Here is a 16,211-nt window from a genome sequence, read left to right on the forward strand (position 1 = left end):
CGAACGGAGCGCAACATCGATCCGGGAGGTCCCGGGACCTGCGCGAACGGGTTCCCACACCGATCCGGAGGTCCCGCGACTTGCGGGAACGGGGTCGAAGACCGATGACGGAGGCCGAGGGACCTGCTCGCGCGGCGGAGAGGGGGTGAAAGGCGCTGCGATGAACTGCGCGTCGCGCAGTTCATCGACCCCGGGTCCAGCGCTTGCACGGGTCCTGGTCCAGGGGCGGATAGCCCCGGTGGGGCCTGGGGCAACGCCCCAGCGCAGCGCCTCCCAAGATGAGACCAATGCTCAGCCACGCTCGAACCGCTCGCCATGCGCGCTTGACAGGAGCGCGGTGAATTCCGTTACAATATCCGTCGTGGATTCCACCCTCTTCGTCGCGATCGCCGCGCTGTTGTTGCTGCTTCCGTTCCTGGTCGCGTATCGATTCAAGCGTCCGAACCGCCTGCCTGCGAACTTCGACCCAGCCTCACTGCGCCTCGGCCCCGTCCGACACGAGAAGCTGTCCGACGACCAGATGGAGCGCATCAAGAAGCTGCAAGAGACCTTCCGCGAGGTGGACCCGATGCCGCTCGAGAAGTGGATCGACGACTTCAAGCGCGACGCGGACCCGGACCGCGAAATTCGCGTCTACGAGGGCATGGCGGAGGCGTACACCGCCTATTGCTCGAATCGGAACCTCACGCCCGAGGCCAAGAAGGATGCATTTTGCGTGGTGCTCATGCGTTCGGGCGTGCCGGACGACGAAGTCCTCTCGCAGGTGAAGCTCCAGGTGCTCTCCCTCGAAGACGTAAAGGAGATCCTGAAGCTCTACAAGCGTCCGTCCGCGCCCATCACCGTGACGACCACGCCGAGCGGTCGGTGACGCCCGACCGTCATGTCACCCCCCTTCGCGATGCGCTCGAAACCAGCTAGGCTCGATGACGCGCCATGATGCCGCGTCCCGCCCCCAACGCCCCCGCCAGGAGAACGCTCGCCGCGGCCGCCGCGCTCGTCCTCGGCCTGCTCGGCGCCCCCGCGGCCGCGGACGAACCCGCTCCCGCATCCGCATCCGATCCCGTCGCCATTCCCGCGCCCGCGCCCGCGCCCATTCCCGACCCGGAGTATCCGCCTCCCGTCGTCGTCGAGGAGCCTCCGCCTCCGTCGCCCCAGTCCGTTCCGTACCGCCCTGTCAACGTCGGGTTCTTGTATCCGATGAGCACCAACCTCGGGGCGCCGGACGTCTTCACGCACCTCGACATCGCGCTCATGCTCGGCCGGATCGGTTATCTCGGCGGCTTGCAGATCGGGCCCGTCGGCTGGGTCGGATACGATATGCGGGGCGCGCAGATCGGGCTCGCGCACGTCGTCGAGGGCCGCGCCGAGGGGCTCCAGATCGATGGCATCTTCTCCATTGCGCGTGGCGATTTCGCGGGCGCGCAGGTCGCGGGGCTCATGGGGTGGACGAGCGGGCGGATGACCGGCGTCGCGCTCGCAGGAATGGCGAGTTACGTGTACGCCGACGTCGACGGCGTCCTCGCCGGCGGGCTCGTCTCGGTCGCGCGCGGAAAGGTCCGCGGGCTGCAAATCGCGGGCGGGACGAACATCGGGCGGGTCGACGGCCTGCAGCTCGGAATCGTGAACGTCTCGGCCGAGGTGCGCGGCGTGCAGATCGGGCTCATCAACGTGGCGCGGCGGATCAAGGGCGTGCAGGTGGGGGTCCTCAACGTCACCGACAAACTCGAAGGCGAGTCGCTCGGCCTCGTGCCGATCCCGCGGCGCGGCGGGGTGCACCCCGTGATCTGGGGGTCGAATTCGATCTTCGCGAACATCGGGGTCAAATTCGCGAGCGCTTACGCATACTCGATCCTCGGGATCGGCCTCCACAATCGACCGCTGCCGGAGGGAAAACGGCAAGCGGCGTTCACAGCGGGGCTCACGCTGGGCGCGCGCGTGCCGATTGCGGAAGGATTCGCGCTGGCCGGGGATCTCGGCGGCAACCGGCTTTTCGCGGAGGGCGTGCCGCTCACGACGCACGACGAGCTGTACAAAGCGCGCGTGCTCTTTTCGTTCGAGATTGCCAAACGGCTCGTGCCGTTCGTCGGGGGCGGGGTGGCGATGGCGGTGCAGGGATCGGAGACGCTCCGGTTCTCGATCCTGCCGGAGGGAACGGCCGGAATCGAGCTTTAACCGGCGGCCGCGGTGGCCGTCTCGCCCGGTGAGGGCAGGTTTTCTCCGGCCTGCGCGAGGTCGTGGGCGTCGAGCGCCCTCGCCGCGACGAAGAGCAGCGCCGCGTGCGCGAGCGAGACGCACGCATACACGAGGATCGGCACGATATCGCGCTTCGGGCCACACACGACGAGGAGCGTCGCGACCAGAAGGACGTTGTGAATCACCGACCAGCGACCGACCCAGCGGGCCCGCGCGGCCGCGTTCGGGCCGCGGCGGAGCAAGAGGAGGCCGAGCCCGAGCAGCGAGCCCGCCACGAAGAGGCCACTCGGCGCCGAGAGCGTGAGGATGAGGACCACGGGCTCCATGGCCTCGACGGGCCTGCCGAGCATCTCCAGGCTGATGACGAGCCCGACGAGCGCCGCGAGCGCCCCCGGAATGACCATCTGTCCGAGCAGAAAACTCGTGATCGCGGCCGCCTTCACCGAGCGCGGCGCCTTGCCGGCGACCCAGACCGGCACCTCGGCGGCGCGGTACGCGCTTCCGCCGCGCGTCTCGTAACGCGAAAGGACAAGCCCCCACACGTCGCGCCCCCAGACACGCCCCACCATGTACAGCAGCGACGGGAGCAGCAGGAATCCCACAACCAGAATGACGATCTCCATCGTGACCTCGGCCTCGAACGATGGACGCCCGAGGAACGCCGAACGTTCCGTGGCCTCCGAGGAGTTAGGGTGCAGGGTTCGAGGAGACAAGGTGGCAAGCCGGTCACTCCCCTTGCCACTTCCTCCGCACCATTACGACGCTCCGACCGGACATTTTCAAGCACCGGTCACAAAAATTACCATATCGACGTGCCTTTCCGATCCTGGTAGACCTTCGCGCTGTCCGGGATGGTCACGAATCGGAACAAGGAGTCGTCGCCCATGAAGAAGCTTGGCCTCGTGTACGGATTGCTCGCTCTCTCTGCTGCGCTCGCGACCGGCTGCGTCGCCGAAAACGGCGAGCCGGTGGACCTCGAGAACGTCGGAATGGGGATCACCTGGGAGGAGTTCCAAGCGAACGCCTATCAGGAGCCGGACACGGGCGTTTACATCGTCGACGGTGATACGCCGATGTTCAGCGAAGCCGAGCTCGAAGCGTTTTACCTCGAGCACGTGCAACAGGGCGCGCTCGCGGTCATGACCTCGGGTGGCAGCGACGTGAAGTGGGATTCGGCGACGGCGCTGAACATCACGTATTGCATCAGCACGGGCTTCGGCAGCCGCTACAGCGCCGTCGTGAATGCGATGAACACGGCCACGAGCGCCTGGGAAGGCGCCGCGAACGTGAATTTCGTTCACAAGAGCGATCAGGACGCGAACTGCTCGGCGCAAAATAAGAACGTGATCTTCGATGTTCGTCCGGTGAACGTGGGCGGGCAATACCTCGCGCGCGCGTTCTTCCCGAACACGAGCCGCAACGGCCGCAACGTGCTCATCGACAACACGGCCTTCACGTCGCAAGGCATCTCGCTCGACGGCGTGCTGCGCCACGAGCTCGGCCACGCGCTCGGCTTCCGGCACGAGCACACGCGCCCCGAGGCCGGCGTCTGCTTCGAGGACAACAACTGGCGCGGCCTCACGCCCTACGACTCGGGCTCCGTCATGCACTACCCGCAGTGCAATGGGACGAACTCGTGGGCGCTCACCCTGACGAGCCAGGACAAGGCGGGCGCGGCCGCGCTCTACGGCGCCCCGGGCAGCGGCGGCACCGGTGGCAGCGGCGGCGGCGGCAAGGGCAACAAGTGATCGGCTGAGAGATCGAGGGAAACGGGAAGGGGTCCTGGCACGCGCCGGGACCCCTTTTTCATTTCAGGGTTTGCCCCAGGCCGCGTCCTTCCGGTAGGTCGCGATGGACTCGGCAATCACCTCGAGCCCGCGCTTGCGATCGTAGAGGTCGTCGACCTCGCTGATCTTGCCCTCGAGGATCTTGTAGTCCTGAAAGAACCGCCGGATCTCGGCGAGGACGTGCGGCGGGAGCTCCGTCGCCTCCTCGTAATGGGCATACGCAGGATCGTCGACGGCCACGGCGACGATCTTGTCGTCGACGCCCTTGTCGTCCCGCATGCGAAACCCGCCGACCGGCCGGGCACGCACGATCGTCAGGGGATGCACGGGCTCCTGCATCAAGACGAGGATGTCGAGCGGATCGCCGTCGCCGGCGTGTGTCTGCGGGATGAACCCGTAATTCGCAGGGTAGTGGACCGACGAGTAGAGGACGCGGTCGAGCATGAGCAGGCCCGTGCGCTTGTCGAGCTCGTACTTGAGCTTGGATCCACGCGGGATCTCGATGACCGCAGGGACGAACTCGGCGATGGCGGAAGGGACGACGTGAATATCGTGAAGAGGGTGCATGATCCTGGGGGGTTGGGGGCGTAGCTCGGCTCGTCCGAGCGTGGCCCCGAGCGGAAAACGGAGGGGTTCGCCGGAGCGAACCCCCCGGGAGGAGGAACTCAGGGCAAGAGCTTCGCGAGGAACATGTCGATTCCACCGGCGGAGGTGAAGGGGCCGCCGCCGAAATCGATGACGCTTTCGAAGCTGCCCGTCACCCAGATGTTCGTCAGCGGGTCGACCGCGACGGCCTCGCCCGCCTGGCTCGTCAGCATGCCGCTGCCGTACCGCTTGAGCCAAAGCGACCCGCCGTTCGGATTGAGCTTGCCCACGAAGGCGTCGCGCCCGCCCGCGCTCGGGACCACGCCGCCGCCGAGGTCGATCTGGCCGAAGAACTCGCCCGTGATCACGATGTTGCCGAAGATGTCGATCGCGAGGCCCTTGCCGCGCTGTGCGCCCGTGCTGCCGAACCTCTTGCTCCAGGCGTGGTTGCCCGCAGAATCGAACTTGGCCAAGAACCCGTCGACGTTGCCCGTGCCGTCCGCGCTCGTGAGCGTGGTGTTGCCGCCGTCGAACGAAACCGAACCGGCAAGCTCGCCCGTGACGACCACGTCGCCATCGGTGGGATCGACGGCCACGGCGAGCCCGCGCTGTTCCGAGGCGTCGCCGAAGCCCTTGCTCCACAGGTGTCCGCCGGCCTGGTCGTACTGAGCCACCACGATGTCGTAGTCGCCCGCGCTCGTGAGCGGCGCTGCGCCGCCGAAGTTGGCGCTCTCCTGGAAGGCGCCGACGAGCGTCACCTGACCCACGGGGGTCACCGCGATCTCATAGCCGTACTGCGTGCCCGTGCCGCCGAAGCCCTTGCCCCAGACCGGGTTGCCGGTGCTCGAGTACTTGAGGAGCAACACGTCGAAGCCCCCCTGGTTGGCGATGACCCCGACGAAGGGGAGGTCGCCCGAGAAGTGGCCGGTCACGTAGACCGAGCCCTGGGCGTCGACCCCAACGTCCGTGCCCTGCTGGGTCACGGTGTTACCGAGAGTCTTCGTCCAGACGTGGCCGCCGGTCGTGTCGAGCTTGGCGACGTAGAGATCGTCGCCGCCCGCGCTCGTGACGTTAGCTCCGCCGAAGCTGATCGCGCCCTGGAAGGCGCCCGTGACGTACACGTTGCCCGCACCGTCGACGGCGATGCCGTTGCCGATCTGGGTCGAGGCGTTGCCGTACTTCTTCGCCCAGAGGACGGTGCCCGTGGGATCGTACTTCGCGACGAGGACGTCCGTGCTGCCTGCGCTCGTGAGCGCGCCGATGGCGCCGCCGAAGTCGATCGTGCCCTCGAGGTTGCCGATCACGTAGACGTTGCCCTGGGCGTCGACCGCGACGTCCGTGCCGATCTGGTTCGAGGCGTCGCCGAGCCCCTTGCTCGCGATGTGGTTGCCCGTGCAAGCGAGCGCCGCGCCGCTGCAGTCCTCATCCGCCGGCGAGGCGCAGTTGTCGACCGAGGGGAGGACCTCGCCCATGCAGGCGCCGTAGGCCGTGCCGTCGGGGAGGCAGGTGTGGGTGCCGGCCTTGCACACGCCGACGCCGGCCGTGTTGTTCGGCCCGGTGTAACAGGTCTCGGTCGTGTTCGGCGTGCAAGCGCAGCCGATGCCGTCGTCGACCGTGCCGTCGCAGTCGTCGTCGAGCATGTTGCAGACCTCGGCCGAGGGCATGACCTGGCCCTGGCACGCGCCGTAGGACTGGCCGTCGGGCGCGCAGGTGGCCTTGCCCATCACGCAGACGCCCACGCCGGCCGTGCCCTGCGGGCCGTCGTAGCAGTCCATCATCTCGCCCGGCTGGCAGACGCAGCTCGGGTTGTCGTCGACCGCGCCGTTGCAGTCGTCGTCGGCGCCGTTGCAGGTCTCGACGGCCGCGGGCAGGACCTCGTCGACGCACGCGCCCCACGCGCCGTTCGGCTCGCACGTCTGCACGCCGGCCTTGCAGGCGCCGACGCCCTCGGTGCCGTCGGGCCCAAAGTAACAGGTCTGCGTCGTGCCGATGGTGCAGCCAGCCATGCCGCCTTGGCCACCCTGGCCGCCGCCCTGGCCGCCCTGGCCGCCCTGGCCGCCCTGGCCGCCTTGGCCACCCTGGCCGCCGCCGCCCTGGCCGCCCTCGCCACCGGTACCTCCGGTGCCGCCGGCGCCGCCCTGGGCGCCGCCCGTGGTGTTCGGGGTGGGTTCGCCGCAGCCGGCGACGGCGCTGAGCAGGGCGAGCGTGATCGTGGAGAAAGAAAGAGAAAGGAGTCGCGATCGGCGAAGCATGGTGGTGGAGCCTCCGGCGTGGACCGAGGGGAATGATCCCGAGTTTCCGTCACATTACCGAATGCAAGGCCATCCACAATACCCCGGCCGCTTCCCGCCGGTTCTGGCTGGATTCACGACGGAAATCGTGCCCGGAGCGCTCCTTGACGCCCGGAAGGGGGTCTGGTCTCCTACGTTCCAGCATCGGCGCTCGCGAAGACGCCGAATTTCGTGGAGTTTTGCCCATGCGAAGAGCTTCCTTGCGTCCTTCCTGGTTCGCCCTGATCGCCGTCTCGGCGCTGGTGTACGGTTGCGCGGCCGAGACAAGCGGCACGTTCGGCGCCGGCGGCGAAGGAGGCGTCGCGGGGCAGGGCGGATCGGCCGGGTCGGGGGGGCAGGGAGGATCGGCCGGGCAGGGCGGTGGGGACGGCGTGGGCGGGTTCGAATTCCCGACCGACGGCGGCACACCCGACCCCGAGCTGCCGGGCGAGGTGTTCGGGCACAGCCCCGATCGGCTCTACAAACTCGAGCCCTACACGAAGCAGGTCTCGATCGTGGACTACTTCGAGGGCTGCGGGGAGGTCATCGACATCGCGATCGACAAGGACTCGAAGATCATCGGGACGAGCTTCTCCGGGCTCTACTGGATCGACAAGACGACCGCGAAGTGCACGGAGATCGCAAGCGGCAGCTACCCGAACTCGCTCTCGTTCGTGCCCGCCGGGACCCTCGATCCGAACCACGAGGTGCTCGTCGGCTACCAGGGCTCGACCTACGTCCGGATCGACACGACGAACGGGCAGATGACGACGGTCGGCTCGATCGGGGGCGGGTACACGTCGAGCGGCGACATCGTATCGGTGAAGGGCGGCGGGACGTACCTCACGGTGAAGGGCAACAGCTGCAACGACTGCCTGGTCGAGGTGAACCCGAAGACGGGAGCGCTGATCAAGAACTGGGGCTCCGTGCCGTACGAGGACGTCTTCGGAATCGCGTTCTGGGCCGGCAGCGTCTACGGCTTCAGCGACTCGGGGCAGCTCTTCGAAGTGACATTCGACCCAAGCGGAAACGGGATCACGACGAAGGAGATCCCGATCCCGGGCGGCTCCGCGAGCCTCGTGTTCTGGGGCGCCGGCTCGACGACGTTCGCGCCAGTCGAGCCGCCGCCGAAGTAGGATCTGATCGACAGCGTAGCGCCGGGGTTTCACCCCGGGCCCGAGCAGGGGCTGTCCGCCCCTGCACCCGGACCAGGGCAAGCCCTGGACCGCTGGTGCATCGACCGCGATGCGGTCGATGCAAAGGCACATCGGCAGCGCTCGGGATCTCTCAAGCTCCGAGGGAGCGTATTGCGTTGAGCATGCGTCGGAAGAGGCCCTCTTCTGGCGTCGGGGGAGTCGTGTCGTCGACGGGGCCGAGGGCTACGACCTCGGCGAGTTTGGTCGAAGGGACGAGGACGCCGGCGCAGCCGGGGCAACGGAGGATCTCGGGGCCGTGGCCACGCAGATGCTCAGGCGCGAGCGTGTCCCGGCACCGCGGGCAGATCCGCGCGCCGGGGTGCGACTGCGGGATCGCCGGGCGGACCTCGACGGCGGCGGCGACGCTGGAGACGTCGCCGTCGAACCAGTCGATCCACACGGCATGGCAGTCGGCGCAGACGTCGACGACCACGCCGCCGGTCAATCGCTCCTGGAGCAGGCCGCCGCAGAGCGGGCACTGCGGGGAGGCGAGGCGGTACTGCTCGCTCATCGCGCGGCTCCAGGTGGCTCGGCGAGGCGTCCGTAAAGATCGGCGAGCTCGCGCAGGCGCAGGGCCGTCTCGCGACGGAAGACGTCGCCGTGCAGCAGGAAGCGCCAGTTGTCGCGGGTCGTGGCGGGGTTGTTCATGCGCGCTTCGCTGCCGCGCGAGAGCACGTCCTGCATGGGGATGATCGCGGTGTTCGCGGTGGAGGCGAACGCGGCGAGGATGAAGTCCCAGGCGATGTCCTGGCCGCTCACGCGGAGGTAACGCTGCACGTGGTGGCGCACGTGCGGCGGGGCCGCGTTCCAGAAGCCCACCGTGGTGTCGTTGTCGTGCGTGCCCGGGTAGACGACGTTGTCCGGCTCGTGGTTATGGGGCAGGTGCGTGTTGTCCGCGTCGCCGCCGAACGCGAACTGCAGGACGCGCATGCCGGGCAGGCCCGCGGCGCGGCGCAGCTCGTGGACGGCCTCGTCGATCATGCCGAGGTCCTCCGCGACGAGCGGCATCTTGCCGTGACGCTCGAGCGCCTGGAAAAACGCGAGCCCGGGGCCCTTCACCCACCGGCCGGTGCGCGCGTCGGGCGAGCCGAACGGGATCTCCCAGTACGCGGCGAACGCGCGGAAGTGATCGATGCGGGCGATGTCCGTGTGCGCGAGGACGCGGCCGAGGCGCGCGCGCCACCAGGCGAAGTCGTCCTCGGCCATGCGATCCCAGCGGTAGATCGGGTTGCCCCAGAGCTGGCCGGTCTCGCTGAAGTAGTCCGGCGGCACGCCCGACACCGTCTGCGGCGTGCCGAGCTCATCGAGGTGGAAGAGGTTTCGGTGCGCCCAGACGTCGACGCTGTTGCGATCGACGTAGATCGGCAGGTCGCCGACGATCCGCACGCCACGCGAATGTGCGTAGGCGCGGAGCTCGCTCCATTGGTGCTCAAAGAAAAACAGGATGGCGATCTCGCGCTCGATCTCCTTCGCGTACTCAGCGCGGGCCTTCTCGAGGGCCGCGGGCTCGCGGTCGCGCAGGGCGGGCTCCCAGTCCCACCAGGCCTTGCCGCCGTTCCTGCGCGAGAGCAGCCAGAAGAGCGCGGAGTCCTCGAGCCACGAGGCCTCGGCCTCGCGGAAGGCGGCGAGAGGCTTGCGCAGCGGGTGATCGGGGCTTCCGAGGAGGCGCTCGGCGGCGCGATCGAGGCGCGGCTCCTTGAAGGCGCGGACGGCGTCGAAGTCGACGAGGCTCGCGGGCGTGAAGTTGTGCGCGAGCTCCGAGGCGTCGAGCAGGCCGACCTCGTGCAGCCGGACGAGGTCGACGAGCAGCGGGTTGCCGGCGAAGGCGGACCAGCAGACGTAGGGACAGTTGTTGCTGGTCGGGTTGAGGGGAAGGACCTGCCAGAGGCCGAGCCCGGCCTGGGCCAGCCAGTCGAGGAAGCGCCGCGCAGAGGCGCCGAGATCCCCCATGCCGTAGGGGCCGGGCAGGGAGGTCGGGTGCAGGAGGATGCCCGCCTCGCGGCGGGGTTTGTCAGGGGCCTGGGTCATGCGAGCGTCTCCTCATCGGCGGGCCAAAAAGCGGGCGGACGATATCATCGCCGGGCCTTCTGCGTGATCCTTTGCAGCGCGGCCGAGACCGCCTCCCGCGCGCGTTTTTCCCGGACCTCGGGATCCGTCTCGGGCTTTTGCATGGCCCGGACCGCCTCGCAGGCGGCCTTGTCCGCGGGCGGGAGCGTGACGCAGAAGAGATCGTACGAACGCGAAGCGGGCTCGGCGAGGGCGGGCTCCTTCGCGAGGATGGCCGCGGCGTGCGCGAGAACGAGAGCGAAGAGCGACGCCTGCGGGGTGGTGTCGAGCCATCGCGAGACGAACGTGGGGCTCCGCGCGAGCTTGGCCAGCACGTCCCAACGGCTCCGCGCGAGGCCGAGCTCGGTCGCGAAGACGAGCACCGAGAGGTTGCGGCTGCGATCGGAGAGGGCCGCCGTGTCCGCATCGAGCGCGGCGAGATCGTCGAGCGCTGTGTCGTCGAGCGTGGCGCAGTTGACGGCGACGCTGAGCGTATCGGCGCGGAGGCTCGGTCCGAGCAGCTTCGACCGGCCGATCGAGCGGGCGGCCGTGATAAGGCTCGGGTTGCAGTGGGTCGGCTGGCGCTGGCGGGCGAGCAGGACGGCGGCGTCGTAGACACGGCCGGCCGAGGAGAGCTCGAGCGTGGCGCGGGTGAACGCGTCGGGGTCGTAGTTCTTCTGCTCCATGCCGCCGAGGAACGCATCGAGGGCGGGCAGGGGGCCGGCGCAGGCCTTGCCGGTGTCACCGCGGCGGATCCGCGGGAGCTTGCGGAGCGCGCCGCCGGCGCGAAGCGAGAGGGCGAGCGAGTAGGCGTCACACGCGGGCGCCTCGTAGCCACCGAGCTCGACCTTGTCCTCGGTGCATGCGAGGGGTTCACCGAGCACGGCGAGGGCACGCGCGGCGCGTTCGAGGACGGGTTTGACCGCGGGCATGCGGGCGAAGGCGACCGGCGTGGTCGCGAGGACGTCGCGCAACGTGGCGTCGTCGGCGTCGCCTTCGAGCGTGGCGCGGACGAGGGACCAGAGGTCGCCGGCGAGCAGGGGCATGCCGGCGTCGGCAGCGAGCACGGCGGCGACGGCGAGGACCGCGCGGGCGTCGGCGGCGAGGGTCTTCGGGTCGGGCGGGCCGAGGGATCGGCCGCCGAGGCGGGCGCCGAAGATCGCGGCGTCGATCGCGCGGGAGGCGGCCGAGGCGCCGCGCTCGGTGTCCCCGTCGAGGAAGTGGTAGGCCGCGGCGATGGCGGCGGCGTGCACGTAGTAACGCGCGGCTTCGGTGTCGCGCTCGGGGCCCGCGACGGGCGCGAGGCGTGCGACGAACGAGCCCCCGGGCGCGCCGGCCGAGCGCACGCCGAGGCCCATCTGGAACGTGGACGAGCCTTCGACCAGGCCCGCGCCGAAGGAGACGTCGAAGCTCACGTTGAAGACCTTGGAGACGGTCTTCTCCTCGTAGCGGTACGACATGCGGGGCATCACGAGCCCGCTCGACTCGGCCTTCGCGAGGAACGCGTCGAGTTTCTCACGCGCCTTCGTGCGGTCGCCGGTGTTCGCGAGCTTCATCGCGTCCATCACGGAGACCACGGCATCCGCCGCCGCGGGATCCTCGCAGGCGCGCGAGACGGCGCCGCGCATGCCCTCGGCGTACTCGGTCGGACGCGGCGGCTCTCCGTGGCGCGCCCGGAAGACCTCACGCGCGAACCGCAGGGCCCAGCCGAGCTCGGAGGCGCCGCCGGACGCCGCGGCGATCGCCGTGTCGGGCGGCGGTTTGTCCGTCGCGACCGAGACGAGCACGCCGCCGAGCAGACAAAAATCGGCCTGATCACGCTTGCCCTGCGCTCGCAAGGTGCTGGAGAGCGAGACGAGGAGCGTGTCGAGCCCGCTGTGGGTCTTCTCCGCCGCGGCGGCGCGGGCGAGCTCGTCGAGCAGGCCCACGGAGGTGCCGGCGCGATCGTCGCGGAAGATCGCGGCGAGCGCGGCGAGGAGGCTCTTCACGCGGGTGGGGTCGATCGACGCGGTCGTGGGCGCGGCGAGGTAGGTCCGGGTCAGGCCGTAGATCGCCGCGGTCGCGTCGGCGAACGTGCGCTCGTCCCACTCGGCGAGCCCGGCCGAGACGGCGCGCTCGGCGTCGGCCGCGGGGATCACGAAGGTGAACGGATCGGCCTTGTTCTTGCGCGACACGAGGTCGATCGCGTCCGAGAGGATGGTCACGACGAAGCGCGCGCGGCGCACGGTCGCGCCCTCGCCCTTGGTGTACGAGGGGCTCGCGAGGATGCGCCTTCGCACGTCGCCGATCCGCGCGAGGACCCGCCGCGCCTCCGGGCTCGGGCCTCCCTTCGCGCTGCTGCACACGGGTCCGGGCCCGGAGGGTTTGTCGAGGAGGATCGTGGCGAGCGCGGTGATCGTTTGATCCCCAAGGGTCGTGACGTCCTCGAGCAGGGCCGCGGGCATGGGCTCGGCAGCCTCCGCGAGGCCGGCGATGGCGTCGCGGAGGGCGTCGCGCGCGGCCTTGCGATCGGCGGGGAAGCGGGCGGGATCGGCGGCCTCGGGGTCGAGCTTCTTGCCGCTCCCGAGCGCGAGGTACTGGGCCACGCTGGAGGCGAGGCGCGCGAGCGGGCGCCGCGAGACGGAAGGATCGGAGAGGGCGCGGCCGACCTCTGCGGCGGCCGCGTCGAGGTCGGGCTGCGCGCCGAGGAGCAAACGGATGAGCACGTCGGCCGTGAAGAGGCCGGCCACGCCCCAGCCGCTCTGGCGTGCGAGATCGCCGTCGAGCTTCTGGCGGAAGGCGCCGAAGAGGCCGTTGTAGAACGCGCTCTGGATCGCCTGCGGATACGCGGTCGCGGCCATGGCGCCGGTGAAGGCGGCCTCGAAGATCTCGGAGGCGTCCTTCGCGCGCGCGAGTCGATCCTCGATCGAGCGCCGCAAGAGGTCGACGAGCGCGTCGCGGAGCGGCGCATCGGCGATGAGGCCGGGGGCGTAGGCGAGGGTGACCACGCTCATCGAGTGCATCCGGTCCGGGTAGGCCTGGTGGAGCTGTGCGAGCGCCGCGAGGTGCGCGGAGACGAGGGTGGAGACGCGCCGGTAGGTGGGCGTCTGCGCGAGCGAGACCCCCGAGACCTCGCCGCGCTGCTGCGTGAGCGCGAAGGCGTGGGTCCAGGTCGTGCGGGCCTCGTCCACGGCGCGGACGAAGGCGTCGTACCGAGGCAGCCACTCGGCGAGCGGAAGGACGTTCTTCCGGGTCGCGTCGAGCGAGAGCGCGGGCGTGAGCGAGCGGCCGACGGTGTACGCGAAGACCAGATCGTCGGGCCCCTGGAAGTTCGGCGGCGGGGCGGAGAGGCACGCCTCTTCGGGGCCGAAGAGCGCACGCAGGCCCTCGCGTTTCGCCTCCGGCGCGGCCGCGAGGATCCGCTCGCCGAGCGCCTTCCAGGCCGCCCTCGCGTCCTTCGCGGCCCGCACGCGCAAGAGGTCGCCGTAGGGCGTGCCGTGCGGCGTCGCCGTCGCCGCGGGAGCCTCGTCCACGCCGGCGCTGGCGTCCTCGCTCGCGGGCGCCATGAGCACGATGCCGGCGCTCTCGAGGAGCGTGAGCAAGTACCGCGCGCGCATCCGGGGCTCGGCGTCGACCGGCTGGGCGCGCACGAGAGCGGCGAGAATCGAAGCCTCGCGCGCCGCGTCGACGTAACGGAAAGCGGACGCGTGATCGGCGGCGCGCCGGACCGAGGCCGCGAGCTCGAGGGTCGCGCCGAGGCGCGCGAGCGACGCGTCGTCGCGCACCACCGGCGAGAGCCCCGCCATCAAGGGCCGCAGCGGATCGTGCGGGAAGACGTACGTCACCTCGGCCGGGCTGCCCCGCACGCGGACGATCGTCTCCCACCCGGCCGCCTCGCCGAGCAGGGCGAGCAAGCGCGGCGCATCGAGCGCGGCAGGCGCGGGCAGCGCGGCGGTACGCGCGACGAACGCCGCAGCCGGCGCAGCGCCGCTCGGCACCTCGGCGAAAGCTTCGAGCACGAGCGCGACCTTCGTGCCTTCCTGCTGCCGTGCGCTTCGGATGAGCGCGGCCCACGGGTCGTTCGGATCCCGCTTCGCGCGCGCCTCGCCATACGCCTCGAGCGCGTCCTGCAGCACGCGCGCCTCGCGCCCCTCGTTCGAGGCCGCGGCGATCGTCCGCTCGCACGCGTCGAGCGCGCTCGCATCGCAACGGAACGCAGAGTCCGTCCTTGCCTTCGGGGGCGTGGTCGTCCCGGATCCGCAGCTCCCCGCGGCCAGGATCAACGCCATCGCCGCGACGCCCCCCCGCGCCGCGCCGCGCCTTCGTTCCGTGCGTCGCGCCTGCATCACGCACCTCCGCCCGTGTCGCACGACGGCGCGGTCGTGATCGTCCGCGTCACGCGGAGCACGCTCCCTTCGCCGCCCTGCAGCGGCTCGCCCTCGTCGTCCACGACGACGATCTCCACGTTGAACGTGTCATAGCGATCCGCCACGCCGATCATCGGGAAGTCCACGACGGTCCCCGATCCGCGGTTCACCACCTTGCCGTTTGCCGACAGCTCGAGGTGCCCGCACGCCTCCGTGTCCCCGCAGGACCCGGGCGGCCTGAGGAAGAGCGCTTTTACTTCGAGCACGAAGGGAATCCGCACGTCCGGCGTCTCGCCGATCGAGACGCAGGCACCTTCCGCGGGGCTCTTGAGGGAGATCGTGGGCGGGTCGGTCTTGGTCGTCTCCGTGGTGGTGTCGTCGCTCTCCTCGGAGCAGCCGGCGAACAGGGCCGCGCAGAGGACGAGCGAGGGCCCCGAGGCGCGCAAGGAGCGCAAGAAAGCATGCGGAAAGCGTGTCATCGCGCCTTTGTAACCCAGGCCCGAGCAGGATGGGAGGGATGCGCTAAGCTCGCCGCGTGTCACGCCAGGAGAGAATCGAGCAGAAGCTCACCGAGGCCCTCACGCCCGTGTTCCTCGCGGTCGAGAACGAGAGCAAGAACCACAACGTGCCCGCGGGCTCCGAGACGCACTTCAAGGTGCTCGTCGTGAGCCCCGCCTTCGAGGGCCTCGGCACGATCGACAGGCATCGCAAGGTGCACACGGCCCTCGCGGTCGAGCTGCGCTCGGGCCTGCACGCGCTCACGCTCCGCGCGCTCACACCCGCGCAGTACGAGGCCGAAGGCGGTCAGGGCTTCCAGTCGCCGCCCTGTCTCGGCGGCTCGAAGCACGACAAGAAGTGAGTTCGGCATGCTCACGCTCGGCCTGATCACCGATCTCCACTTCGGCCCCGAAGCTGGATTCGCGGGCAAGCTGCGCAAGCTGACGCGCAGCGCGCCCGGTCTCGCGAAGGCCTTCGTCACCCGCATGAACGACGTCGTAAAGCCCGACCTCGTCGTGAACCTCGGCGACGACATCGAGGACGAAGACCACGACGCCGACCTCGCCCGCTACGCCGCATGCGTGAACCTCCTGCGAGGCGCGCGCGCCGAGCTCGTGAACGTCGCCGGCAACCACGACACCGCACACCTCGCCCCGACCGAGCTCCTCGCGGTCTGGCAGCGCCCCGACCTCGATCGTCTCTACCACTCGTTCGATCGCGGCAACTTCCACTTCGTCGTGCTCCACACGCGCGAGCGCAAGGATCGCGACGTCACCGTGGGCGAAGAGCAGCTCCGCTGGCTGCGCGAGGATCTCGCCCGAGCCCACGCGCCGACCGTCGTTCTCATGCACCACAGCGCTGCCGATCAGGACCTCCGCGGCAACCGCTGGTTCGAGGGCTCGCCCCACATCTGCCTCGTCGAGGAGCGCCGCGCGCTCCGCACGATCCTGCGCGAGAGCGGCATCGTGCGCGCCGTCTTCAACGGTCACCTGCACTGGAACCACCTCGACGTGATCGACAGCATCCCGTTCGTCACGCTGCAGAGCCTCATCGAGAACCTCGACGACGACGCACCCGGCCGCGCCGCCGCCGCGCACGCCGTCGTGCACCTCGAGCCAAACCGCATCGTCGTGAAGGTCGAGGGCGCAGAGCGCGCGACGTACCAGTTCGAGGCGTGAAGCGCAGCGCCGGGGTTTCACCCCGGACCCCGACCAGGGGTTGTCCACCCCTGGACCCGGACCAGCGCAAGCGCTGGACCCGGGGTCGATGAACTGCGCGATGCGCAGTTCA

At 69.9% G+C, this 16,211-nt stretch carries 13 protein-coding genes; 6 read left to right on the plus strand and 7 right to left on the minus strand.

Features of this window, described 5'->3' with window-relative positions; genetic code table 11:
- Positions 1-361: 361 nt before the first annotated feature.
- Together KEG57_RS54045 and KEG57_RS54050 are read left to right on the plus strand one after the other, a co-directional pair.
- Positions 362-868, plus strand: a complete 507-nt coding sequence (locus KEG57_RS54045) for a hypothetical protein (RefSeq protein ID WP_272425982.1) — start codon at positions 362-364, stop codon at positions 866-868.
- Positions 869-933: 65 nt separating this feature from the next.
- Entirely contained in the window at positions 934-2,172 is a 1,239-nt protein-coding gene (locus tag KEG57_RS54050; RefSeq protein WP_272425983.1) for an LA_2272 family surface repeat-containing protein, read from the plus strand.
- Here the strand turns inward: KEG57_RS54050 and KEG57_RS54055 are convergent.
- Entirely contained in the window at positions 2,169-2,816 is a 648-nt protein-coding gene (locus tag KEG57_RS54055; RefSeq protein WP_272460068.1) for a hypothetical protein, read from the minus strand. The two genes, KEG57_RS54050 and KEG57_RS54055, sit on opposite strands and share 4 nt — an antisense overlap.
- 261 nt (positions 2,817-3,077) lie before the next feature.
- Between KEG57_RS54055 and KEG57_RS54060 the strand changes: the two genes are divergently transcribed.
- Complete coding sequence (locus tag KEG57_RS54060; RefSeq protein ID WP_272425986.1) at positions 3,078-3,941, plus strand: M57 family metalloprotease; 864 nt, start codon at positions 3,078-3,080, stop codon at positions 3,939-3,941.
- Positions 3,942-4,004: 63 nt separating this feature from the next.
- Here the strand turns inward: KEG57_RS54060 and KEG57_RS54065 are convergent, their stop codons facing one another.
- Both KEG57_RS54065 and KEG57_RS54070 read right to left on the minus strand, forming a co-directional pair.
- A complete protein-coding gene (locus tag KEG57_RS54065) occupies positions 4,005-4,547 on the minus strand; it encodes an inorganic diphosphatase (RefSeq protein ID WP_272425988.1) in 543 nt (180 codons plus the stop codon).
- 98 nt (positions 4,548-4,645) lie between these two features.
- Positions 4,646-6,817, minus strand: a complete 2,172-nt coding sequence (locus KEG57_RS54070; RefSeq protein ID WP_272425989.1) for an SBBP repeat-containing protein — start codon at positions 6,815-6,817, stop codon at positions 4,646-4,648.
- A 224-nt stretch (positions 6,818-7,041) separates the two neighbouring features.
- Between KEG57_RS54070 and KEG57_RS54075 the strand changes: the two genes are divergently transcribed.
- On the plus strand, positions 7,042-7,971 hold the full coding sequence (locus KEG57_RS54075; protein ID WP_272425991.1) for a hypothetical protein: 930 nt from the start codon (positions 7,042-7,044) through the stop codon (positions 7,969-7,971).
- A gap of 151 nt (positions 7,972-8,122) precedes the next feature.
- On the opposite strand, the gene KEG57_RS54080 is transcribed toward KEG57_RS54075, so the two are convergent.
- From KEG57_RS54080 to KEG57_RS54095, 4 genes are read right to left on the minus strand one after another with little or no spacing between them, the layout of a single operon-like run.
- On the minus strand, positions 8,123-8,542 hold the full coding sequence (locus tag KEG57_RS54080) for a TFIIB-type zinc ribbon-containing protein (protein WP_272425992.1): 420 nt from the start codon (positions 8,540-8,542) through the stop codon (positions 8,123-8,125).
- Complete coding sequence (gene malQ / locus KEG57_RS54085; RefSeq protein WP_272425994.1) at positions 8,539-10,059, minus strand: 4-alpha-glucanotransferase; 1,521 nt, start codon at positions 10,057-10,059, stop codon at positions 8,539-8,541. The genes KEG57_RS54080 and malQ overlap by 4 nt, the downstream gene beginning before the upstream one ends.
- Before the next feature lie 44 nt (positions 10,060-10,103).
- Complete coding sequence (locus KEG57_RS54090) at positions 10,104-14,402, minus strand: hypothetical protein (protein WP_272460069.1); 4,299 nt, start codon at positions 14,400-14,402, stop codon at positions 10,104-10,106.
- Positions 14,402-14,902, minus strand: a complete 501-nt coding sequence (locus KEG57_RS54095; protein WP_272425998.1) for a hypothetical protein — start codon at positions 14,900-14,902, stop codon at positions 14,402-14,404. Before KEG57_RS54095 ends, KEG57_RS54090 begins: the two co-directional genes overlap by 1 nt.
- Before the next feature lie 56 nt (positions 14,903-14,958).
- On the opposite strand from KEG57_RS54095, the gene KEG57_RS54100 reads away from it, so the two are divergent.
- Complete coding sequence (locus KEG57_RS54100) at positions 14,959-15,282, plus strand: BolA family protein (protein ID WP_272426000.1); 324 nt, start codon at positions 14,959-14,961, stop codon at positions 15,280-15,282.
- 7 nt (positions 15,283-15,289) lie between these two features.
- Complete coding sequence (locus KEG57_RS54105) at positions 15,290-16,099, plus strand: metallophosphoesterase family protein (protein WP_272426001.1); 810 nt, start codon at positions 15,290-15,292, stop codon at positions 16,097-16,099.
- The last annotated feature ends 112 nt before the right edge of the window (positions 16,100-16,211 follow it).

The organism is Polyangium jinanense (assembly GCF_028435365.1).

Coding starts and splice junctions, on each gene's coding strand:
- KEG57_RS54055 (WP_272460068.1), bottom strand. CDS start 2,816: ATGGAGATCGTCATTCTGGTTGTGGGATTCCTGCTGCTCCCGTCGCTG.
- KEG57_RS54095 (WP_272425998.1), bottom strand. CDS start 14,902: ATGACACGCTTTCCGCATGCTTTCTTGCGCTCCTTGCGCGCCTCGGGG.
- malQ (WP_272425994.1), bottom strand. CDS start 10,059: ATGACCCAGGCCCCTGACAAACCCCGCCGCGAGGCGGGCATCCTCCTG.
- KEG57_RS54105 (WP_272426001.1), top strand. CDS start 15,290: ATGCTCACGCTCGGCCTGATCACCGATCTCCACTTCGGCCCCGAAGCT.
- KEG57_RS54060 (WP_272425986.1), top strand. CDS start 3,078: ATGAAGAAGCTTGGCCTCGTGTACGGATTGCTCGCTCTCTCTGCTGCG.
- KEG57_RS54075 (WP_272425991.1), top strand. CDS start 7,042: ATGCGAAGAGCTTCCTTGCGTCCTTCCTGGTTCGCCCTGATCGCCGTC.
- KEG57_RS54090 (WP_272460069.1), bottom strand. CDS start 14,402: ATGCAGGCGCGACGCACGGAACGAAGGCGCGGCGCGGCGCGGGGGGGC.
- KEG57_RS54070 (WP_272425989.1), bottom strand. CDS start 6,817: ATGCTTCGCCGATCGCGACTCCTTTCTCTTTCTTTCTCCACGATCACG.
- KEG57_RS54065 (WP_272425988.1), bottom strand. CDS start 4,547: ATGCACCCTCTTCACGATATTCACGTCGTCCCTTCCGCCATCGCCGAG.
- KEG57_RS54050 (WP_272425983.1), top strand. CDS start 934: ATGATGCCGCGTCCCGCCCCCAACGCCCCCGCCAGGAGAACGCTCGCC.
- KEG57_RS54080 (WP_272425992.1), bottom strand. CDS start 8,542: ATGAGCGAGCAGTACCGCCTCGCCTCCCCGCAGTGCCCGCTCTGCGGC.